We start from the raw sequence: 21,405 nt of genomic DNA, 5'->3' as shown, positions 1-21,405 counted from the left end.
AGAAAAAATAACGTTTATGTTGGCGTAGCCTGTTAGCTTCTCCATGCTTATCAGCGAGCTACGAACCACCTCTACTACAACAACACTTAATAAATGTATTATCTTTTTATTGAGGCGCTAGATAGCGAAGCCTTTCGGCCTTCGGTTGCTTCCTCGCTAAACCAGTAAAGGCCTTGGCTATCCACGCACACGCCTTCAATCTGTTTGTAATGTTCAAGGGGCCATACGTCGAGAAGCGTGAAGTCTTTTGACACTTGTGCCATAAACGTAGAAAAATTTCCGAAAGGATCTGATTTATACCCTGTAACGACAAAGCGCTTTTGGTGTTGGTCGAAATCTACCCCTGTAACCACGCCTGGTAAGCCCTCAATAGACGCAAAAGGGCTGATGATTTGAACGCGCTCGGCCTCATTAACCTGATAGATATGCGTTATACCTGTGCGCCAGCTTTTAGAAAACAACAATAACTTGTTATCAAACTTCACCATGGCTTCTGAGTCGAAATCATGTGCATAGGGGATATTGTTTGTGGCGTCATTTCCAGCGTATTTCAGCGTGATTGTTTCAATATTATTCACATTGGCGCGATTGACCTTGTGAATTTCTACCTGCTCCCTTTTGCCTTTATTGTTACCGACATCAGCAATGTAAAAACGCGTCGGCATCTGCCGTTATTGCTTCCCAGTCTTTGTTAGTAAGCGCCAGTGGCGTTCGCTCTACTATCTCGCCTTGGTAATTCACGCGATATATTACAGGCGCATTGCCTGAGTCGTTAAGCGAAAACATTCCGCTTTGTTCACAAAAAAGCCCTGAAGTTTCTGCCAGCTCATCGGGGAGTTCAACCACGCTTTTTAATCGTTAATGGCGCTGAAGGCGCAGGATAGTTAACTGCACAGGCCGTGGTTAGCGCAAAAGCAGTGGATAGAAACACAACCTTGAGTAATAGGTTCAATGAAAGACTCCGGCTTAATATTAACTTTTAAATAATAACAAATTTACTGATTATCTCACGTATATTTCATGGTCCATTAGGACTAAATTTGGTGGAAACCGTGTTCATTTTTATTGCTAACATTGCGCTATTTAATAACTATTACTTAAAGCGCAGCATAACCTAGTATGTTGGTCTAAACTTTCACTCCATGCGTATATTGCTATACGTTGACTTGGTCTAAAGTTGCTGTATGACAAAAGCTTGGGCTGATATACGATGGAATAATATAAATACGTTAAGGAATCACTTTTGTCAGACCCACTTCTCTCTCTTGTTTCTGTAGGGTTGCTCTCTATAGCGTGTCAGTACCTGGCTTATAAAATTAGGCTTCCAGCGATATTACCGCTATTAATCGTGGGCATTGTTGTCGGCCCCGTGTTTGGCGTACTTAACGCAGACGACTTATTTGGAGACTTACTGTTTCCGGTGGTTTCGCTTTCTGTAGCTATTATTCTTTTTGAAGGCTCACTGACACTTAAGTTTAGTGATATTGCCGGCCACGGCAATATGGTAAGGAATCTGTGTTCCATTGGCGTGGTGGTAACCTGGGGCGTGGCGGCAACAGCGGCGCATTACAGCTTAGATCTTTCCTGGCAGCTCTCTTTCTTATTTGGCGCAATAGTTACTGTAACCGGCCCTACGGTTATTGTACCTATGCTAAGAACGGTGCGCCCGCAAACTAATTTAGCGAATATATTGCGCTGGGAAGGTATTGTCATAGACCCTATTGGCGCACTCCTTGCCGTACTTGTGTTCGAATTCATTGTTGCATCACAAGAAACCGCCATCACGCATACCCTCATTGCCTTCGGAAAAACCGTAGGGATCGGCTCTGTTCTTGGCCTTGCGGCAGGCTATTTGTTAGGCCTTTCTATTCGAAAGAAATGGATCCCTCACTATCTTCTCAATACCGCGGTTTTAACCATTATTTTGGGTGTGTTCGCTGCGTCTAACTATGTGGCTCATGAGTCAGGCCTGCTGGCTGTGACTATTGCCGGTATGGTACTGGCCAACATGAAAGATGTAGATGTGGAAGACATCCTTGAGTTTAAAGAAACCCTTAGCGTTTTACTGATCTCTGGGCTATTTATATTGCTAGCTACACGCCTAAACCTCCAGTCTGTAATCGATGTTGGGTGGGGCTCTATTGTTGTACTCGCAGCTATCATGTTTATCGCTAGGCCTCTATCGGTATTGGCCTCTTCTATAGGCACAGGCCTTAAATTAAATGAACTCGCTTTGCTAAGCTGGATTGCACCACGAGGCATTGTGGCGGCGGCAGTGTCGGCCTTATTCTCACTCAAACTTGAAGAAATTGGCTACGAAGGCTCCGGTATTATTGTCCCTATCGTATTTATGGTAATCATTGCTACTGTGGTGGTACAAAGCCTTACATCGCGCACTGTTGCGTCTTTACTCAAGGTAAGGGCACCTGCACCAACGGGCTATTTAATATTTGGCGGAAGCAAGTTTAACCGTGCGCTGGCCTGTGAAATGTTGAACCAAAAGCTAGATGTAACTATTGCCGACACTAACTGGGACGCAATTCGTGAAGCCCGCATGATGGACATTCCCGTTTACTTCGGCAATCCCATGTCAGATCACGCAGCACGTCACCTCGATATCAATACCTATGGCACTGTACTTATTATGTCACCCTATAAGCAGTTAAATCCGCTTATTGCTTATCACTTCGAGTACACCATGGGCAAAGATAAGGTTTGGGCGTTAACGAATAACGAACAGTCTACCCGCCCTAGCCATCAAGTTAGCGAACAGTACGCCAAGAAGCTAACCTTATTCGACGAGGGAGTGACCTACGGCTATTTAGCGTCAGCCATCGCCCGCGAGTCTCAAGTCAAGACGACCCGTTTATCTGACGAATTTACCTATGAGCAATATACTCAACAGTACGGTGAGCGGGCAACGCCTCTTGTCGCGATAAATGCGGAAGGAAAAAGCTTTACCTTTATTAATGGAAATAGCATTCAGCCAAAAGCGGGCTGGCGCGTGATAAGTTTGATTGAACCAGAAAGAGTAGAAGACAGTGGCGACTTGCCATAAGTGATAAGTAAGAAAGCCTCCTGCCCACCGGCAGGAGGCCTCTCCCTGGAAAACCGCGTAACGCAGTGCCCTTTTTAAAAGGTGCGTATTTATTTGTATTTTACTGTTGTTACGCTGTCGCGCTTTATTTAGCAAGGAATGAACCAAAACCTCAAAACGCAATAGCTACAATAACTTACATCCACTTCCGACTAAAAGATGTACGTTAAACCTCAACAAACCATCCATTATGGTGCGTGCTGCGCACTATTTGGGGGTTCATATTTCGCACAAAAACAATTAGTTAACGTATTTTCGAATGCATTGAACCGTGGACTCAAGAGCGCCACTGTTATCTTCGAGCACTTTACGACCTGCTTGCCCTGCCTTTTTTCGTTCGTTAGGTTCGCAAATCCATTTATCAACAATAGTGAACATCTCTTCCCCACTGTCGATTTTTACTAATGCGCCGCATTCTTCTAAATGGCTACATATGACTGGGTTATTGTAAGTGTTAGGCCCCATCATGATAGGAATAGAAAAGCTGGCGGGCTCTAGCGCATTGTGACCGCCCTTATCAGCGATAGAGCCTCCTACAAATGCGAAAGCGCCCACGGCGTAGGCATCGTTTAACTTGCCCATTTCATCTAACAAGATCACGTTAGTATTTTCAGGAACAGACTGCTCTTGTGAGCTTCGCACGAAAGGTAGCCCTGTCGCTTCGATAAGCTTTGCTACAGAATCGAAGCGCTCAGGATGACGAGGAACAATAATGACTTTTAGTGAAGGATTTTTACGCCACAACAGCTTAGCCGCGTTTAACACGGCCGTTTCCTCAGTGTCGTGAGTGCTTCCTGCCACTAAAATAGGGTATTCTTCCTTACTTAAACCAAGAAAGGGATGGCCTGAGGCTACCGTTGATGCAACTTGATCAAACTTAATATTGTTTGTAAGCGTTAGCTTTTGTTCAGGAACCCCTAACCAAGCGTAATTGGCAAAGTCGCGCTCGCCTTGCGCGCATATATGGTAGAGCTTCCCAAGCATGGGGTTAAAAAGCTTGCTGATCTTTTTATAGCGCCTAGCCGATCTATCTGTCATTCGGGCATTCACAACCATTACTGGAATATCTCGTTTCCAACAGGCATGAATTAAGTTAGGCCAAAGCTCTACCTCGGTAATCAGCACTGCTTTAGGTTTTATCCTTTTTAGCATACCGGCCATAGCCATGTGCAAATCATAAGGTAAATAAAAGTGGTGTACCGTATCACCGAATATGGCACGCACTCTGGCAGAGCCTGTGGGCGTGGTTGTAGTCACGGTTATTTGGCACTCAGGTTCGTCTTGCATTATCCGTTTAATCAAGCAAGAAGCGGCAACCACTTCCCCCACAGAAACACAGTGAAATAAATAGCCATTTTCTTTAGGCGCATGTGACACAAAACCAAAGCGCTCAAACCTACGTCGGTTGTAGTTTTTATTTCTGGTGGCCCCTCTTAGCATAAGTTGTAAAAAGGCAAAGGGGATAACAAACACTAATACAAATGAGTAAGCCCATCGGCATATGTCTTCAATAAGCGTGGGTTTGTAGCCGTTGCGCTCGGCAGCAAACATAAAATGTCCTTAATGGTAAACATCAATTCATACATCGCTGTCATTACAACGTGCGTCATTAAACTGTCGTCAAACTGTGGTGATATACGCAGTGAACTCGCTTTACTTGAATTTTGAAAGCCTATTCTAATGCCACAAGACGTACAACACATTCTTTTTATCAGGCTAAGCGCCATTGGCGATATTGTAATGGCTTCTGGATTGCCGTCTAGCATCAGGCGTACTTATTCTCTCTTAGATCAACCCATTGAGCTAACATGGTTAGTTGAGGCGCCTTATACGTCTCTAATAAGCCATCATCCTGACGTTGACCACGTTATCGCATGGCCAAAAAGTGAATGGCGCGCTTTACTCAAAGCAAAAAAATACTGGCAGCTGTACAAAGCGGTAATGTTATTTAGAAAGCAGCTAAGACAAAGAAATTTTAAGGTCGCCATAGAAGCCCAGGGGCTTTTGAAAAGTGCCTTCTTTGCATACATTAGCGGCGCGTCTGAACGAATAGGTTTTATCAGTAAGGAAAACAGTCATAAGCTGCTTAATCATGCCGTCGATAAACCTACCTCAGAGCTGATTAGCAGTGAGTACCGTCATCTGGCTAACGCTATCCACACCCATTACTTTGGCACCCAAGATACTGGTGTACCAAGATACGAACTATCGATCGCCGCGAGTAACACTGCACAGCAGTCAGCCGCCTCTAAAATCCGCGCGTTTGGCATTAAATCCGCTTTTATTGCTATCGCGCCTTTTACTACTCGCCCACAAAAACACTGGCCATCTAAACACTGGCAGGCACTCATTGAACTGTTGCGCAATTACTGCGACTTGCCCATTGTAATCTTAGGCGGGCCCCAGGATGCAGTACATGCAGAAAGCCTAACTTTTGAATGTAACGACGTTATCTCGCTGGCCGGAAAGGTCAGTTTAGAAGAATCTGCTAGCGTAGTGCTTATGTGCCATGCGTTTGTTGGTGTTGATACTGGCCTTACGCATTTATCAACGACTTATCAAAAGCCAACAATCGCTATATTTGGTTCCACACGCCCCTACACTGTAACAGACAGTAAACGTACTCATGTGTTGTTTGAAGATATGGCGTGTGCTCCCTGTAAGCGCAGGCCTACCTGTGATGGAAGATTCGATTGTATGTCACTGGTTACGCCAGAAAAGGTCTTAAACCGCCTTAAGCCGTATATAAACTATCAGTAAAAACAAAGGATGTTATTTGAATATTCGAGTGTTACATATTGAGCTAGGCAGGCATTTGTATGGCGGTGCGAAACAGGTAACGTATCTGGTGCACGCGTTAGATAAAGATAGCGCTTATCAGCAACACCTTCTTTGTACTGAAGATAGCGAAATCAGCAAGGTCAGCTTTAACCGTTGTACCACCCATACAATTCGGTATCGTGGCGATACTGATTTAATGGGTTTTAAACGAATACTCAACATGGTAAAGCAAATCTCACCAGACGTCATTCACGTTCACAGTCGTCGAGGGGCCGATATTTGGGGTGCCCTTGCTGCAAAGTTTACGGGCATTCCCGCAATATGTACTCGTCGAGTGGACAACCCTGAAAGTCGGTTTGCGTATTATAAATACAGGCAATACGATGCAGTAATCAGTATATCTGAAGGTGTACAAAAGGTTGCATCCGTACACTGTGAAGGCGTAAAGCACCAAAGGGTTATCCATTCAGCGGTGGATAAAAATGAATATTCAAAACCACCTAACCGACAGTGGCTCAATGAAAAATTCGATATTGCACCCGACCATTTTGTGATTGCTAATTTTGCGCAGTATATACCACGTAAAGGTCAGGCCGACCTTATACTGGCTATGCGGGACGTAGTAAAAAAGCATAAAAACGTAACCTGCCTACTGTTTGGAAAGGGCGCACTGAAAGAAAGCTATCAATCGCTGATAGATAGGCATGAATTGCAACACAATGTGAAGCTCTGCGGGTTTACTAATGAAGTGGCGCGTATTCTTCCGAATATCGATGCGGTTGTACACCCAGCTTATGCCGAAGGGCTTGGCGTGATCTTGCTACAAGCTGGAATGAGCAAATGTGCGGTTATATCTAGCCCCGTTGGCGGAATTCCTGAAATTATCAAACATAAAGAAACAGGGTTAATGGTTGCGCCAGGCGATATTGGCGGCATTGTTGAATCGATTGAATACTTGCTAACTCACCCTGAAACACTCAAGGTATTTAGCGATGCACTACACCATCATGTTGTTAATACTTTCAGTATTGAAAGTATGACTAAGGCGTATTCAGCGCTCTATAAGCACATCGTGAAAGCCCAGGTGCAAAAGCAATAGCGCGGTTAACTTCACATTACTATGTAGATTTCTTATCAATGGTAAGTACGTCATCAAAAACAAAAAAGCCGCTCGAAAGCGGCTTTTTTAAGACTTTGAAAAAAGTTAGCGATTAAACGCCAGCTTTTTCAACAACGTCAACTAGCATCCAAGATTTGTTCTTAGATAGCGGGCGACATTCACGTACTGTTACTACGTCACCTTGGTTGCACACGTTGTTTTCGTCGTGGGCGTGAAGCTTAGTAGAGCGCTTGATGAACTTCCCATAGATAGGGTGCTTAACAAAACGTTCAACTACAACAGTAATGGTTTTATCCATCTTGTTGCTAACCACACGACCTTGTACTGTACGAATTTTTTGCTCAGTCATTACGCATCAGCCTTTTGAGTCAGAATGGTTTTAACACGCGCGATGTTACGACGTACTTTTCTCAACTGATCAGTTTTTTCAAGCTGACCTGTTGTGTGCTGCATGCGCAGGTTGAACTGTTCGCGTAGCAGGTTAATCAACTCTGCGTTCAGCTCTTCTACGCTTTTTTCTTTCAGTTCAGTCGCTTTCATTACATCACCGTCCGAGTTACAAAGGTTGTTTTAAATGGCAGTTTAGCCGCTGCCAATTCAAACGCTTCGCGTGCAAGATTTTCAGGAACACCTTCCATCTCATAAAGAACACGACCAGGCTGAATTTGGCATACCCAGTACTCAACGTTACCTTTACCTTTACCTTGACGCACTTCTAGAGGCTTCTCAGTAATTGGCTTGTCAGGGAAAACTCGAATCCAAATTTTACCCTGACGCTTAACGTGACGAGTCATAGCACGACGCGCTGCTTCGATTTGACGCGCAGTCATTCGACCGCGGCCAACTGCTTTAAGGCCGTAAGTACCAAAGGCTACAGTGCTTCCTGCAGCATAGCCGCGGTTGCGGCCTTTGTGCATCTTACGGAACTTCATGCGTTTTGGTTGTAACATGATTAGCCCTCTCGCTTAGCGTTGCGGCCTTTCTTCTTAGGTTGAGCAGCTGGTGCTTGCTCTTGAGTTGTAGGTAGACCACCTAGAACTTCACCTTTGAAGATCCATACTTTAACGCCGATGATACCGTAAGTAGTTGACGCTTCAGAGGTTGCGTAATCGATATCTGCACGGAAAGTATGCAGAGGAACGCGACCTTCACGGTACCATTCAGAACGTGCAATCTCTGCACCGCCCAAACGGCCGCTAACTTCAACTTTGATACCTTTCGCGCCTAGACGCATTGCGTTTTGTACTGCGCGCTTCATAGCACGACGGAACATAACACGACGCTCTAGCTGGCTAGAAATGCTGTCAGCTACTAGCTGACCATCTAGCTCTGGCTTACGTACTTCAGCGATGTTGATCTGAGCTGGCACACCGGCTAGCTTAGATACGTAGTTACGCAACTTCTCTACGTCTTCACCTTTCTTACCGATTACTACGCCTGGACGAGCAGTGTGAATAGTTACACGAATGCTCTTAGCAGGACGCTCGATCACGATTTTAGAAAGTGAAGCGTTCTTAAGTTGTTTAGTCAGATACTGACGTACCTGATGATCGTTATACAGGTTATCTGCATAGTCTGCAGTATTAGCGTACCAGGTAGATGTCCATGGTTTGCTGATACCCAGGCGTATACCTGTAGGATGTACCTTCTGTCCCATTATCTACTCCTAGTTATCCGCTACAACCACAGTGATGTGACTGCTGCGCTTAAAGATACGATCAGCACGGCCTTTAGCACGTGGCTTGATACGTTTCATAGTTGGACCTTCGTCAACGAAAATCTTGGCAACGACTAGCTCGTCGATGTCCGCGCCTTCGTTGTGCTCTGCGTTAGCAATTGCAGACTCCAAAACTTTCTTTACTAGCGCTGCGCTTTTCTTCGGGCTGTACGCAAGAACTTCTAAAGCTTTCTCTACGTGTAAACCGCGAATTTGATCCGCAACCAAGCGTGCCTTTTGAGCCGACGTGCGGGCAAAACGGTGTTTAGCTAATGCTTCCATCTTCCTACCCCTTAACGTTTAGCTTTCTTATCCGCGACATGGCCGCGGTAAGTACGCGTTGGCGCAAATTCGCCCAACTTGTGGCCGACCATTTCGTCACTAATAATGACAGGTACATGTTGTCGACCGTTATGGACCGCAATGGTCAACCCAATCATATCTGGGATGATCATAGAACGACGAGACCAAGTTTTGATTGGTTTACGTTCGTTCTTTTCCACTGCAGCCTCTACCTTCTTCAGCAAGTGAAGGTCAATAAAAGGACCTTTCTTGAGAGAACGTGGCATGGTGAATCCTCGCTATTACTTGTTTCGACGACGTACGATAAGCTTATCAGTACGCTTGTTGCTTCGGGTTTTCTTACCTTTGGTAGGAACACCCCAAGGAGTTACTGGGTGACGACCGCCAGATGTACGACCTTCACCACCACCGTGTGGGTGATCAACCGGGTTCATGGCAACACCACGAACGGTAGGACGAATACCACGCCAGCGTGTAGCACCAGCTTTACCTAGTGAACGAAGCATGTGTTCTGCATTACCAACTTCACCAATGGTGGCGCGGCAATCAGAAAGAACTTTACGCATTTCGCCAGAGCGTAGACGTAGGGTAACGTAGTTTCCGTCACGTGCTAGGATCTGAGCGTAAGCACCAGCAGAACGTGCGATTTGTGCACCCTTGCCAGGCTTCATTTCAATTGCGTGTACAACAGTACCTACAGGGATATTACGCATAGGTAGCGTGTTACCAGACTTGATCGGAGCACCCGAACCAGACTGGATTGCATCGCCTGCTTTCATACCCTTAGGAGCCAGAATGTAACGACGTTCACCGTCTGCGTACAATACTAGAGCAATGTTTGCAGAACGGTTTGGATCGTATTCTAAACGCTCAACTTTGGCTGGAATGCCATCTTTGTTGCGTTTGAAGTCGATTACACGGTAGTGTTGCTTATGACCACCACCAATGTGACGAGTGGTAATACGACCATTGTTGTTACGACCGCCAGATTTGCTGTTCTTTTCAAGCAAAGGTGCGTACGGTGCACCTTTGTGCAGGTCAGGGTTAGTAACCTGAACAACGTGACGACGACCGGCAGAAGTTGGCTTAGCTTTCAATAATGGCATTTCTAATCCCCTTCTTACTCAGCACCACCGACAAAGTCGATGTCCTGACCTTCTTTAAGAACCACGTAGGCCTTTTTCCAGTCGCTGCGCTTACCGAAAGACATGCCGTGACGCTTGGTTTTACCCTTAACGTTCACAGTACGAACACCTTCAACTTCAACTTCAAACAGTTTTTCAACTGCAGCTTTGATTTCAGCTTTGTTCGCGTCTTTAGCTACTTTAAATACAACTGTGTTGTTCGCTTCAGCAGCCATTGTAGACTTTTCTGAAACGTGAGGTGCTACTAGCACCTTCAGTAGACGTTCTTCTTTCATGCTAACGCCTCCTCAAGTTGTTTAACCGCATCAGCAGTCATTAGCACTTTCTCAAATGCAATCAAGCTCACTGGGTCGATGCCTGCTACGTCACGTACGTCAACTTTGTACAAGTTGCGCGCCGCTAGGAACAAGTTCTCATCAACTTCAGGAGTAACGATTAGAACGTCATTTAGTTCATATTCGTTAAGTGCAGAAATAAGAGCTTTAGTCTTAGGTGCGTCAACACCGAACTTCTCTACAACAACCAAACGGTCTTGACGGATTAGTTCAGACAGGATGCTCTTGATCGCACCGCGATACATTTTCTTGTTAACTTTTTGGTCAAAGTCACGAGGCTTTGCTGCGAAAGCACGGCCACCGCCAACCCAAATTGGGCTACGGATTGTACCAGCACGCGCGCGGCCAGTACCTTTTTGACGCCATGGCTTCTTACCGCCACCACGAACTTCAGCGCGAGTTTTCTGCGCTTTTGTACCCTGACGAGCACCTGCACCGTAAGCTACAACTACCTGGTGTACCAGGGCTTCGTTGAATTCACGTCCAAAGGTCGCTTCGGATACTTCAAGAGCGCTTTGCGCGTCTTTCAATGTTAATTCCATCAGTTCACTCCCCAGACGTTACGCTTTAACAGCTGGCTTTACGATTACATCGTTGCCAGTTGCGCCAGGTACGGCACCTTTAACTAGGATAAGGCCGTTCTCTACGTCAACACGTACAACTTCCAAAGACTGAGTAGTCACTTGCTTGTTACCAAGCTGACCAGCCATTTTCTTGCCTTTGAATACTTTACCTGGTGATTGGTTTTGACCAATTGAACCAGGAGCACGGTGTGACAAAGAGTTACCGTGTGTCATACGCTGAGAACTGAAGTTCCAGCGCTTGATAGCACCTTGGAAACCTTTACCTTTTGATGTACCAGTTACATCAATTTTCTTAGTGTCGTTAAAGATTTCAACAGTGATTTCACTGCCTACTTCAATATCGGCACCTTCGTTTTCTTCTAGGCGGAATTCTACTAGAGTGCGTCCAGCTTCAACACCAGCTTTAGCAAAGTGACCTGCTTCAGCTTTGTTGATGCGGTTAGCTTTCTTAGTTCCAGCAGTAACCTGAAGAGCGCGATAACCGTCAGTTTCCTCAGTACGAAGCTGAGTAACGCGGTTTGGGGTCGCTTCAATAACAGTCACAGGGATAGACGTACCATCTTCAGTGAAGATGCGAGTCATACCCACTTTACGACCGACTAGACCAATCGCCATTGTTATAACCCTCTCTTATTAGCCCAGGCTGATTTGAACATCAACGCCAGCAGCCAAGTCCAAACGCATCAACGCGTCAACTGTTTTATCAGTTGGCTCGATGATGTCTACCAAACGCTTGTGAGTACGGATTTCATATTGATCACGCGCGTCTTTGTTAACGTGCGGAGAAATCAGAACTGTATAGCGTTCTTTGCGAGTAGGTAGAGGAATAGGACCACTTACCTGAGCACCAGTGCGTTTCGCAGTTTCAACGATTTCAGCCGTAGACTGATCGATCAACTTGTGATCAAACGCTTTCAAACGAATGCGAATTCTTTGATTTGGCATCGATTAAGCTCCAATCGAAAGAACAAAAAAATTCACCCTTTCTCTTCCATTTATTCCGGAAAGAAAGGATGTGCGTAAACCGATGGTTCCCAATCGGAACCCTGTTCTTTTTTCTAGCACGCCAGCAACAGGCTAATCAGTGATGATGAATCCGTTACTTCGGCAACCACCCTAAAAGCAGTGAGGTCGCGGCTAAAAATTACGTGCCCTAATTGGGCAGTGGGCGCGAATTATACAGAAAGGCAGAAGCAATGCAAGAGGCAGTTTGCTTTTTATACACATATTTTTACGCTATACCAGTGTATGTAACTGTCTATAAGTAGTATTGTTGCTTTCGTGGTATAGGTATATCTTGTTACCCTAGCTTAACAGGCACTTGTAACGCCAAATGCATAAAGGACTAGGCGCCAACATTATTAGTAGTGAGAATATGGAAGTAGTGAATAACCAGCAAACTTTTGCACAAATAAAACGCATTCTAAATAACCATTCCACGTTACTGGATGCATATGGTTTATTAGAGCCAATTATCCTCGGTTTGTTTGATGCCCAACGTATGAGTATTTTTCAACGTCGACGTCAGCATCAAGATTTGGTCGCGAGATTTAAAACGGGTAAAGAGACGCTGGAAATAAAAGTGCCAATTAGCCCAATGTCGATTGCTGGTTATGTCGCCCTATCACAAAAGCCCGTAGTCATCGACGACCCTTATAACCCCACATTGCTTCAAAGTATTCACCCTCGTTTGCGCTTCGACGGCAGGTTCGATAAAGACAGCGATTTTAAAACTCAAAACATTCTCTGTGTGCCGATTATGAACGCCGGCGTGTTGATGGGTGTTATACAAATTATTAATAAAAACGATGGCGCGTTCACTGAGGATGATTTAAAGCTTGGCAATGCGCTTGCACTCATACTCGGGGATAAATTCAGGTTCGAATTAGGGGGCACCCATAATCCCTTTGACCTTCTAGTTCACAAGAGTCTTTTAGAAGAAGCAACGCTCAAGGATATTCAAGCTACTACGCCAGATATAAAAGCGTTTATCCAACGCTTAGTATCTGAGTACCGAATCTCAGAAGATGAGATTGGTAACTCCCTCTCTATTCACTATCAGGTTCCTTTCATTCCTTACCTACCCGATAAGTACCACAGGTTTGAAAACGAAAGTCGTTTAAATGTTTCTTATTTAAAAAGGAACTACGTAGCGGTGATTGCCGACGCGCATGACAAGCCTATTGTATTAATGGCAGAACCCAATAATGCTGCGCTTCTTATGGAAATAGAAAGCGCTATGGGTATAGATAGCTATGAAATTGCTGTCAGCCTGCCAAATTTGATTTTGCAATACTTAGGCGAACATAGCGGTAGCAGCGGCCCAGGAGAGATGAGCGACATTCTCGATGAAATTGGGTCGTCAACGGAAGACAGCGATGAACAAATTGATGAGCTATCGGACGACGCGCCGGCGGTAGTGCGCTTGGTAAGCAGAATTTTACATGACGCTAAACGCCTTAATGCTTCAGATATCCATATAGACCCAGAAAAAAACGCGCCAACACGGGTGCGGATGCGAGTTGATGGCGTTTGTCGCGATATGAACCAAGTGCCAAATTCTCACCATAGTGCCGTTATTGCACGCATTAAGATAATGTCGAATTTGAATATTGCGGAAAAACGGGTGCCCCAAGACGGAAAGCTCGCTTTTAGAATGAACGGTCAGCTTGTAGAAGTTCGTGTAGCCACTATTCCAACGGTAGCGGGTGAAGGCGTAGTAATGCGGATATTGGCATCAGGTGGTGCCATGCCTATTGATAAAATGAACTTGGCGCCTAGCAACCGTGCCCGACTAGAAGACATGATTAAAAAGCCTCACGGCATTTTACTTGTTGTTGGTCCAACAGGCTCGGGTAAAACCACTACCCTGCACGCTATCTTGGGCTATTTAAATACGCCAGAGAAGAAGATTTGGACGGCAGAGGATCCTGTAGAGATTACCCAGCCTGGTCTGCAACAGGTTCAAGTAAGCCCTAAGATTGGCTTTAACTTTGCTGCAGCGTTGCGCGCATTTTTACGTGCTGATCCAGATATTATTCTTATTGGTGAGATGCGTGATAAAGAAACTGCGCACGCCGGTATAGAAGCGTCTTTAACGGGTCACTTAGTGCTGTCGACACTGCATACTAACTCTGCACCCGAAACCATTACCCGTTTACTCGACTTAGGCCTTGATCCGGTTAACTTCTCAGATGCCTGTGTGGGTATTTTGGCGCAACGCCTCATTCGTACCTTGTGTGGCAACTGTAAAGAGAAGTATATCGCCACTGAAACCGACATAGCGTTCATCGAGCGTCAATACGGTAAAGAGCTCATGGCTGAGCTGAACGTGAAAACGCCCCTTGAACTGTATAAGGCTAACGGCTGTGAAGCCTGTGGCAATACAGGCTATAAAGGGCGTACAGGTGTGCATGAGCTATTGGGTATGACGCCCGAACTACGCTCCCTTGTTTACAAAGAAGCAAGCGTAGCAGATATGAAAGTTCAGGCCGCTAAAGATGGAATGCGTACCCTCGTTCAAGACGCTATTTATAAAGTCATAAAGGGTGATACGGATTTAGCGCAAGTTCAAATTGTTGGTGGAGAATAAACCACACTTATTAGCTAGCTAGTTAGTGTGGCTGCGAGTTTGCCCACTAGCTGTGCACCGCTAAAAACTGTACTTTCGCACGGTTCACATATTGTGCAAAATACAGTATATATATAGATAAAAAAGGAAGGGATACCCAATGAAAAAGCTTATTACTCTCGCTGTAACTATCTCGTGTTTAACGTTTTCAGGCTCTACGCTGGCACAAAGTAAAACGAAGAATCACATCTGGAAAGCAGAATACCTATCAACGTTAGAATTAGGTCTTCATGCGTTAAAAGCGCAAAAGTACGAAAAAGCATTAAAGAAGCTAACCGCGTCAGCAAAGATGGGTAACAAAGAAGGTCAATATTATCTAGCGCAGATGTACTTTCAAGGGTGGGGAACGCCTGTTAACTATGAGGAAGGTTGGCTATGGTTGAGCGTAGCGATGGAACAAAAAACGGCTGAATGGAATCGTTCATACCGTCAAATTAAAAAAGCCCTTCCTGAGGACTACATTACTGCTCTACAGCCCTATGTAGACGAATACATCTCTCTATATGGTGCAAAAGCTCAGGACTTACGCTGTGAAAAGCGCGCCGCTATTGGTTCTAACATCAAAGAGATCATTTGCGAAAAACGTTATTACTAATACATATAAAAAGCGACGCCTCGATTTTCGAGTCGTCGCTTTAATTAATGTTTAAGCTACTTTTCTACTTCTTCAAGTATTCCCTAATCACGTAGTGCAGAATTCCGCCGTTCTCGAAGTAAGTAAACTCGTTTGATGTATCAATTCTGATATCCATCATAAAGGCCGTTGTTTCACCGTCATCAGTGACCGCCTTAACTTCTACCTCCGATTGACCACGCTCCACTGCGCCAACTGAAAAAGACTCGTTACCCTTAAGCGCTAAAGTACTTGCGCTTTCTCCTTCTTTAAATTGAAGTGGTAATATTCCCATTCCAATTAAGTTCGAGCGGTGAATTCGTTCGTAGCTTTCCGCTAATACTGCTTTTACGCCCATGAGTGATGGGCCTTTCGCCGCCCAGTCGCGGCTAGACCCCGTACCATATTCTTTGCCGCCAATTACAACGGCTGGCACGCCGTCATCTTTATAACGCATAGCAGCATGGAAGATTGACATACTATCGCCACTTGGGAAGTGCGTCGTTGCGCTGCCTCTTGTACCAGGTGCGAGTTGATTTTTAAGACGTACATTGGCGAAGGTACCACGCATCATAACTTCATGATTTCCTCGTCGAGAGCCATACGAGTTAAAGTCCTTCGGCGACACGCCTTGAGCCTGTAAATATTCACCTGCAGGACTGTCTTTGGCAATAGCACCGGCGGGCGAAATATGGTCAGTGGTAATAGAGTCTCCCACTTTAACCAGGCATCGCGCGTTCTCGATTGCCGTTAGTGCTTCAGGCTCTTTCTCCATAACTTCAAAGAAAGGCGGATGTTTAATATAGGTAGATTCTGGCCAGTCGTACACAGACGTTTTGCTAACTTCTAGCTCATTCCATTCACCACTACCTTTAAACACGTCAGCATATTTTTCTTTAAATAAATCGCCTGTCACGTTTTTCGCAATATACTGTTGAATTTCATCTTCAGTTGGCCAAATATCTTTTAAATAAACTGGCGCACCATCGCTAGCTTGACCAAGAGGCTCCTTGGTAATATCGATATTCATATTACCTGCAAGTGCATAAGCTACCACAAGCGGTGGAGAAGCTAAGTAGTTTGCCGCTACATCTGGATGAATCCGACCTTCAAAATTGCGGTTGCCAGAAAGTACAGACGTTACTGTAAGCTTCGCTTTTCTAATCGCGTCGGTGATGGCGTCAGGAAGCGGCCCAGAGTTACCGATACACGTTGTACATCCGTAACCGACCAAATTGAATCCTAAAGACTCTAATGGGTCCATCAAACCTGCATCTTCTAAATATTGAGTTACTACCTGCGAACCAGGTGCTAATGAGGTTTTTACCCAAGGCTTCCGCGTTAATCCCTTTTCAGCAGCTTTTTTAGCAAGTAGACCGGCACCAACCAGCACTGAAGGGTTTGAGGTATTCGTACAACTAGTGATTGCTGCAATAACAATCGCACCATCTTCTAAGTTAAACTTGCTTCCCCTGAATTCCACGAAAGAATCGTGATCTTCATCCACATCATCCGAGGTACCTAGTCCGGCTTCGGCAATAAGATCCGTTTCTTCATCTAAAACTTTTACGTCAATTTGCGAGCGATGCCATTCATTAAATGCCTCTGCCGCTTTGTCTAATGCAATTCTATCCTGAGGGCGTTTAGGGCCAGCAAGTGAAGGCACAACCTCATCTAAGTTTAATTCAAGGGTTTCGTGATACTGAGCATCTTTTGAATGGTCGTCATGCCACAATTGGCTAAACTTAGCATACTCTTCTACCAGGGCAATTTGGTCTTCGTCCCTACCGGTTAAACGCAGGTAATCTAGGGCTACGTCATCAATGGGGAAGATACCGCAGGTTGCACCGTACTCTGGCGCCATATTCGCGATAGTCGCTCGGTCAGCTGTAGTTAAATGTTTAAGGCCGGGGCCGAAAAATTCTACAAACTTGCCCACTACACCATGCTCTCGTAACTGCTGCGTGATGGTGAGAACCATATCAGTGGCCGTTACGCCAGCAGGTAGCTTACCTGATAATCTAAAGCCAACGACTTTAGGCAGCAACATGGTCACGGGTTGCCCCAACATTGCTGCTTCCGCTTCTATGCCACCCACACCCCAGCCTAATACGCCAAGACCATTGATCATAGTGGTATGAGAATCTGTTCCAACCAAGGTGTCCGGATAAACCAAGGTTTCGCTATCCTGTTTTTTGGTGAACGCGCAGCGAGCTAGGTATTCTAAATTAACTTGGTGAACAATGCCTCGGCCCGGGGGCACTACCTTGAAATTATCAAAGCTGGATTGTCCCCATTTCAGAAATTGGTAACGTTCTTTATTTCGCTGAATTTCAATATCGGTATTTTTTTCAAGTGCATTTTCTTCTGCGAAATGGTCGACCATTACCGAGTGGTCGATAACCAGTTCCACTGGGTTCAGTGGGTTAATCGCTTGTGCATCGCCACCTAAACGGTTTACCGCATCGCGCATTGCCGCCAAATCTACAATGGCTGGAACTCCGGTAAAGTCTTGTAGGATGACGCGTGCAGGTACAAATGACACCTCATGATCAACGTGATTATCAGTGTCCCACTTAGCCACTTCTTCTATATCGGCACTACTAACAAACTCTTCGTCCTCGTGACGAATCAAGTTTTCTAATAAAATCTTGATACAAAACGGAAGCCTGTCGAGCGCATATTTACTGCCTATACCGTCAAAATTAACCGCCTTGAAGTTTTTACCGTTTACTTCAAGCTGCGAAAAAGACTTATATGTCATACGCTCTCCATCCTTCTTTGCCTGTTCATGAATTATTTGACGCTTCTTAGCGATTGCGCCATCAGCGATAAAAGTGTTGTCACTATCTCGCCTTTATTTGACAATTTGTACGGTTGCAACATGAAAAAAAGTTCACCTAACATTGACATGTTCCGGTTTACTGAACGCAATACACTACCTTTGCTTGATTAAACGAAGTAATTTTCTTAGCTACTCGGTTTAGCAGGTTTCTGTTTATCAGTTATCGGCAGTCAATAAGCCTACACTTTCAACATCAATTAGCTTGATCAGCAGTGACAACTTAACAAACTCGCAACATTTATGTTTTCTTATATATCACCAAGGGTTATGCTTGCAAGACAACCAAATGAGCAAGTTCGCTAAATACTTTTCCAATAGACTTGTACTGGGAAAGCCCATACCAATTAAAAATAATAACGACGCTAACATGACACATCCACTAGTTAAGAAGTACAACTTAGAACCGCACCCAGAAGGAGGGTTTTACCGTCAGGTATTTCGTTCTGACAACCGTACAAGTTCCTACGTGCACAACGAAAGCCGTCCGGCCCTTACTCATATTTATTTTCTATTGCTAAAAGGCCAAGTAAGTCGATTTCATCGAGTATTACATGATGAAGTTTGGAATCACTATGAGGGTGCGCCTTTGCAGTTGTTCCAACTCGAGAATCAACAAATTTGGGAACGCCACATAGGAGGGCAGAATAACGAGTATGCGGAAGTTGTAAAAGCGGGGAATTTTCAAGCTGCTGCGACTATGGGCGACTACTCACTCGTGGGATGTTCGGTAGCCCCGGGCTTTGATTTTGAAGATTTTAGTTTCATTGAAGAGCCATCTATACAAGAATGGATAAAAGTAGCCCACCCCGACCTAACGCGGTTTATTTGACTATATACGAGGTTCTGCTCAATAGACACATCTTACCTGCGATTTTGTGATAGTCGAAACTGGATTTTTAAGCGCCAATCAAGGATGATAACGGCAGTTTTTTAAATATACGTCTGAACGTCCAACTTCTGGAATTATCTCAGACTATTTCACTCTAACGCCGCAGGTAACCCAACTATGTATAAATTGGTACTTATTCGTCATGGAGAAAGTCAGTGGAACTTGGAAAACCGTTTCACGGGCTGGCACGACGTTGACTTGACCGACACTGGTGTAGCGCAAGCAAAGACCGCAGGTCAGCTTCTTAAAGATGCTGGATTTACATTTGATCAGGCTTATACGTCTGTACTACTTCGTGCAATTAAAACGCTTAACATTGCGCTTGAAGAAATGGGTCAACACTACCTACCCGTTGAGCGTCACTGGCGCTTAAATGAGCGTCACTACGGTGCGCTTACTGGTTTAGATAAAGCTGAAACTGCTGCTAAGCACGGCGAAGAACAAGTGAAAATTTGGCGTCGTAGCTTCGATATTCCACCGCCAGCAGTTGAAGATGAAAGCGAACACTTCCCTGGTCACGACCCTCGTTATAACAACGTTGATGCCGACATTTTACCTCGCGGTGAAAGTCTTAAGCTGACTATCGAGCGTGTACTGCCTTACTGGCACGATGTAATTCGTCCAGACATTCAAGCGGGTAAGCGTGTTATTATCGCAGCACACGGAAACAGCCTTCGTGCGCTTGTCAAATACCTAGACGGTATGTCAGACGACGAAGTACTAAGCTTGAATATCCCAACGGGTGTACCGCTAGTTTATGAACTTGACGAAAACCTTAAGCCAATCTCAAAAGAGTATCTTGGCGACGCAGATGCTATTAAAGCAATGATGGATGCAGTAGCTAAACAAGGCCAAGCCAAATAAGCTTAAACCTTTTAAATACTAAAAAGCCTGCTTAAGCAGGCTTTTTTATGGGTGTCCGTTTAGACTAGTTTGGCACTTTTACTAACCAATTGTGGGTATCTTCAGCTTTACCCCATTGGATATCATTTAACGCTTGTCTAAGTTTCATCGTTACAGGACCAGCTTCACCGTTACCAACCTGATACTCTTTATTATTGTGAATAAACGTACCTACTGGTGTTAGTACAGCCGCAGTACCAGACAGCGCAGCTTCAGTATTGGGTTTTGCAGAACGTTCTAATAGTTCATCTACCGTAATATCTCGCTCACTTACTTTCATACCGTGGTCTTTAGCAATTTGAAGAACCGTTGCGCGAGTCACGCCGTGTAAGAAGCTTGAGTCTAGCCCTTTCGTAATAATCTCGTCACCGTCAATCAGTAAGAAATTTGCTGCACCGGTTTCTTGAACATCGCCATTTGGACAAAACAGTATTTGATCAGCCTGAACTTCTGCACGAGCTTTAAGGATAGGTGGTAAAGCACTGGCATAATTACCGCCGCTCTTCACCATTCCCATATGTGGAGCGCAGCGCATTCCAGTTTCATCTAGTAACAAACGAAGCGGTTTGGCTCCGCCAGCAAAATAATCACCGACCGGAGACAATAATACGTATAGCATTGAATCTGCTGACGGTGCTGCAGCTTTGCCAATAGACGCTTCTGTTCCGATATGCGTAGGACGGATATACATAGAACCTGGAGGCTCTGGTACCTCAGAAGCGTATTTCGCGACAATATCGATAATCATCTTTTCAACTTGCGCTTTATCTATTTCAGGCAAATTTAAAAGACGGCTACTTTGCGCAAAACGCTCAATATTTTTGTCCATTCTAAAAATATTGATGCTGCCATCTTCGTGTTTAAATGCCTTTAAGCCTTCAAAACAAGTGCTTGAATAGTGAAGCACGTGCGCACCAGGGTGAAGTGAAATACTGTCTGCACTGACAAATTCGGTGTCAGTCCACTTATCGTTGACAAAGGTAGCAAGTGCCATTTGTGGCATGAATACTGTACCGAATACGGCCATTAGTTCGTCCTATTTACTTCGACTAAAATGATATTCGCAAGAGTTTACCAAAAAACCCGCACATTGCTAAAAGTAAGTCGATTCTATTAAGGCTTTTATCGAATAAGAATGTCTAGAAATACTGACAACACACAAATAATGGGGTCAGAAAGCAAAAAACCCGCCGTTAGGCGGGTTTTTCTTAATGGGACCTGGCAGTGTCCTACTCTCACATGGGGAAACCCCACACTACCATCGGCGCTAATACGTTTCACTTCTGAGTTCGGAATGGAATCAGGTGGTACCGTATCGCTATGGCTGCCAGGAAAAACTTTTAGTGCAGAATCATGACGTTTTTTGTCATGCTGCTCTTTTTAATAACTACGCGCAAGGAGGACCAACAGTACTCTTTAGAGTCTATNTAATCATCGTTGCT

General features: G+C 44.8%; 23 protein-coding genes and 1 rRNA gene. 7 read left to right on the top strand and 17 right to left on the bottom strand.

Annotated elements, in window-relative coordinates:
• Positions 1–98 precede the first annotated feature (98 nt).
• Both ACX5J7_RS14015 and ACX5J7_RS14010 read right to left on the bottom strand, forming a co-directional pair.
• The gene (locus ACX5J7_RS14015) at positions 99–665 is read right to left on the bottom strand and encodes a hypothetical protein (RefSeq protein ID WP_498707343.1); all 567 of its coding nucleotides are present in this window, start codon (positions 663–665) and stop codon (positions 99–101) included.
• Complete coding sequence (locus tag ACX5J7_RS14010) at positions 640–846, bottom strand: hypothetical protein (protein WP_498707342.1); 207 nt, start codon at positions 844–846, stop codon at positions 640–642. Before ACX5J7_RS14010 ends, ACX5J7_RS14015 begins: the two co-directional genes overlap by 26 nt.
• Before the next feature lie 397 nt (positions 847–1,243).
• Here ACX5J7_RS14010 and ACX5J7_RS14005 point away from each other — a divergent pair, with 397 nt between their 5' ends.
• On the top strand, positions 1,244–3,058 hold the full coding sequence (locus ACX5J7_RS14005; RefSeq protein ID WP_278385956.1) for a cation:proton antiporter: 1,815 nt from the start codon (positions 1,244–1,246) through the stop codon (positions 3,056–3,058).
• Positions 3,059–3,337: 279 nt separating this feature from the next.
• On the opposite strand, the gene ACX5J7_RS14000 is transcribed toward ACX5J7_RS14005, so the two are convergent.
• Positions 3,338–4,648, bottom strand: a complete 1,311-nt coding sequence (locus ACX5J7_RS14000) for a 3-deoxy-D-manno-octulosonic acid transferase (protein ID WP_485165573.1) — start codon at positions 4,646–4,648, stop codon at positions 3,338–3,340.
• 129 nt (positions 4,649–4,777) lie between these two features.
• Here ACX5J7_RS14000 and ACX5J7_RS13995 point away from each other — a divergent pair, with 129 nt between their 5' ends.
• Both ACX5J7_RS13995 and ACX5J7_RS13990 read left to right on the top strand, forming a co-directional pair.
• Positions 4,778–5,857 (top strand): glycosyltransferase family 9 protein, encoded by a 1,080-nt coding sequence (locus ACX5J7_RS13995; protein WP_498707341.1) that lies wholly within the window; start codon positions 4,778–4,780, stop codon positions 5,855–5,857.
• Between the two features lie 16 nt (positions 5,858–5,873).
• Entirely contained in the window at positions 5,874–6,977 is a 1,104-nt protein-coding gene (locus tag ACX5J7_RS13990) for a glycosyltransferase family 4 protein (RefSeq protein ID WP_278385952.1), read from the top strand.
• 112 nt (positions 6,978–7,089) lie between these two features.
• Here the strand turns inward: ACX5J7_RS13990 and rpsQ are convergent, their stop codons facing one another.
• The 11 genes from rpsQ to rpsJ are packed head-to-tail and all read right to left on the bottom strand — an operon-like array spanning position 7,090 to position 12,027.
• The gene (rpsQ, locus tag ACX5J7_RS13985) at positions 7,090–7,347 is read right to left on the bottom strand and encodes a 30S ribosomal protein S17 (RefSeq protein WP_012516966.1); all 258 of its coding nucleotides are present in this window, start codon (positions 7,345–7,347) and stop codon (positions 7,090–7,092) included.
• Positions 7,347–7,538 (bottom strand): 50S ribosomal protein L29, encoded by a 192-nt coding sequence (rpmC, locus tag ACX5J7_RS13980; RefSeq protein ID WP_014947980.1) that lies wholly within the window; start codon positions 7,536–7,538, stop codon positions 7,347–7,349. Before rpmC ends, rpsQ begins: the two co-directional genes overlap by 1 nt.
• Positions 7,538–7,948: a 50S ribosomal protein L16 gene (gene rplP, locus ACX5J7_RS13975; protein WP_015066073.1), complete on the bottom strand. Its 411-nt coding sequence runs from the start codon at positions 7,946–7,948 to the stop codon at positions 7,538–7,540. The genes rpmC and rplP overlap by 1 nt, the downstream gene beginning before the upstream one ends.
• A gap of 2 nt (positions 7,949–7,950) precedes the next feature.
• Positions 7,951–8,655, bottom strand: a complete 705-nt coding sequence (gene rpsC, locus ACX5J7_RS13970; protein ID WP_014947978.1) for a 30S ribosomal protein S3 — start codon at positions 8,653–8,655, stop codon at positions 7,951–7,953.
• A gap of 9 nt (positions 8,656–8,664) precedes the next feature.
• On the bottom strand, positions 8,665–8,997 hold the full coding sequence (gene rplV / locus ACX5J7_RS13965) for a 50S ribosomal protein L22 (RefSeq protein ID WP_020745230.1): 333 nt from the start codon (positions 8,995–8,997) through the stop codon (positions 8,665–8,667).
• Positions 8,998–9,008: 11 nt separating this feature from the next.
• Positions 9,009–9,284, bottom strand: a complete 276-nt coding sequence (gene rpsS, locus ACX5J7_RS13960; RefSeq protein ID WP_012516961.1) for a 30S ribosomal protein S19 — start codon at positions 9,282–9,284, stop codon at positions 9,009–9,011.
• A 15-nt stretch (positions 9,285–9,299) separates the two neighbouring features.
• On the bottom strand, positions 9,300–10,124 hold the full coding sequence (gene rplB, locus ACX5J7_RS13955; RefSeq protein WP_044055727.1) for a 50S ribosomal protein L2: 825 nt from the start codon (positions 10,122–10,124) through the stop codon (positions 9,300–9,302).
• A gap of 14 nt (positions 10,125–10,138) precedes the next feature.
• Complete coding sequence (gene rplW / locus ACX5J7_RS13950; protein ID WP_012516959.1) at positions 10,139–10,438, bottom strand: 50S ribosomal protein L23; 300 nt, start codon at positions 10,436–10,438, stop codon at positions 10,139–10,141.
• Positions 10,435–11,040 carry a 50S ribosomal protein L4 gene (gene rplD / locus ACX5J7_RS13945; protein ID WP_012516958.1) on the bottom strand — a complete coding sequence of 202 codons (606 nt, stop codon included), beginning with the start codon at positions 11,038–11,040 and terminating at the stop codon, positions 10,435–10,437. The genes rplW and rplD overlap by 4 nt, the downstream gene beginning before the upstream one ends.
• Positions 11,041–11,058: 18 nt before the next feature.
• Complete coding sequence (gene rplC, locus ACX5J7_RS13940; RefSeq protein ID WP_014947975.1) at positions 11,059–11,697, bottom strand: 50S ribosomal protein L3; 639 nt, start codon at positions 11,695–11,697, stop codon at positions 11,059–11,061.
• Between the two features lie 18 nt (positions 11,698–11,715).
• Positions 11,716–12,027: a 30S ribosomal protein S10 gene (rpsJ, locus tag ACX5J7_RS13935; RefSeq protein WP_010179497.1), complete on the bottom strand. Its 312-nt coding sequence runs from the start codon at positions 12,025–12,027 to the stop codon at positions 11,716–11,718.
• 388 nt (positions 12,028–12,415) lie between these two features.
• Between rpsJ and ACX5J7_RS13930 the strand changes: the two genes are divergently transcribed.
• Together ACX5J7_RS13930 and ACX5J7_RS13925 are read left to right on the top strand one after the other, a co-directional pair.
• The gene (locus ACX5J7_RS13930; protein ID WP_498707340.1) at positions 12,416–14,674 is read left to right on the top strand and encodes a GspE/PulE family protein; all 2,259 of its coding nucleotides are present in this window, start codon (positions 12,416–12,418) and stop codon (positions 14,672–14,674) included.
• 139 nt (positions 14,675–14,813) lie between these two features.
• Complete coding sequence (locus ACX5J7_RS13925) at positions 14,814–15,308, top strand: SEL1-like repeat protein (RefSeq protein WP_015066070.1); 495 nt, start codon at positions 14,814–14,816, stop codon at positions 15,306–15,308.
• Between the two features lie 64 nt (positions 15,309–15,372).
• On the opposite strand, the gene acnA is transcribed toward ACX5J7_RS13925, so the two are convergent.
• Complete coding sequence (gene acnA / locus ACX5J7_RS13920; RefSeq protein WP_278382925.1) at positions 15,373–18,090, bottom strand: aconitate hydratase AcnA; 2,718 nt, start codon at positions 18,088–18,090, stop codon at positions 15,373–15,375.
• Between the two features lie 448 nt (positions 18,091–18,538).
• On the opposite strand from acnA, the gene ACX5J7_RS13915 reads away from it, so the two are divergent.
• Together ACX5J7_RS13915 and gpmA are read left to right on the top strand one after the other, a co-directional pair.
• Positions 18,539–19,000, top strand: coding sequence for a cupin domain-containing protein (locus tag ACX5J7_RS13915; RefSeq protein WP_462835904.1), 462 nt, complete (start codon positions 18,539–18,541; stop codon positions 18,998–19,000).
• Between the two features lie 177 nt (positions 19,001–19,177).
• Positions 19,178–19,924: a 2,3-diphosphoglycerate-dependent phosphoglycerate mutase gene (gene gpmA, locus ACX5J7_RS13910; protein WP_071950599.1), complete on the top strand. Its 747-nt coding sequence runs from the start codon at positions 19,178–19,180 to the stop codon at positions 19,922–19,924.
• 64 nt (positions 19,925–19,988) lie between these two features.
• Here gpmA and ACX5J7_RS13905 read toward each other — a convergent pair whose 3' ends face one another.
• Together ACX5J7_RS13905 and rrf are read right to left on the bottom strand one after the other, a co-directional pair.
• Positions 19,989–20,990, bottom strand: a complete 1,002-nt coding sequence (locus ACX5J7_RS13905) for a branched-chain amino acid aminotransferase (RefSeq protein ID WP_278382921.1) — start codon at positions 20,988–20,990, stop codon at positions 19,989–19,991.
• A gap of 189 nt (positions 20,991–21,179) precedes the next feature.
• A 5S ribosomal RNA gene (gene rrf / locus ACX5J7_RS13900) occupies positions 21,180–21,295 on the bottom strand.
• Between the last annotated feature and the right edge of the window lie 110 nt (positions 21,296–21,405).

Source organism: Alteromonas infernus (genome assembly GCF_902705815.1).
This window is presented reverse-complemented; position numbering and strand designations above follow the sequence as displayed.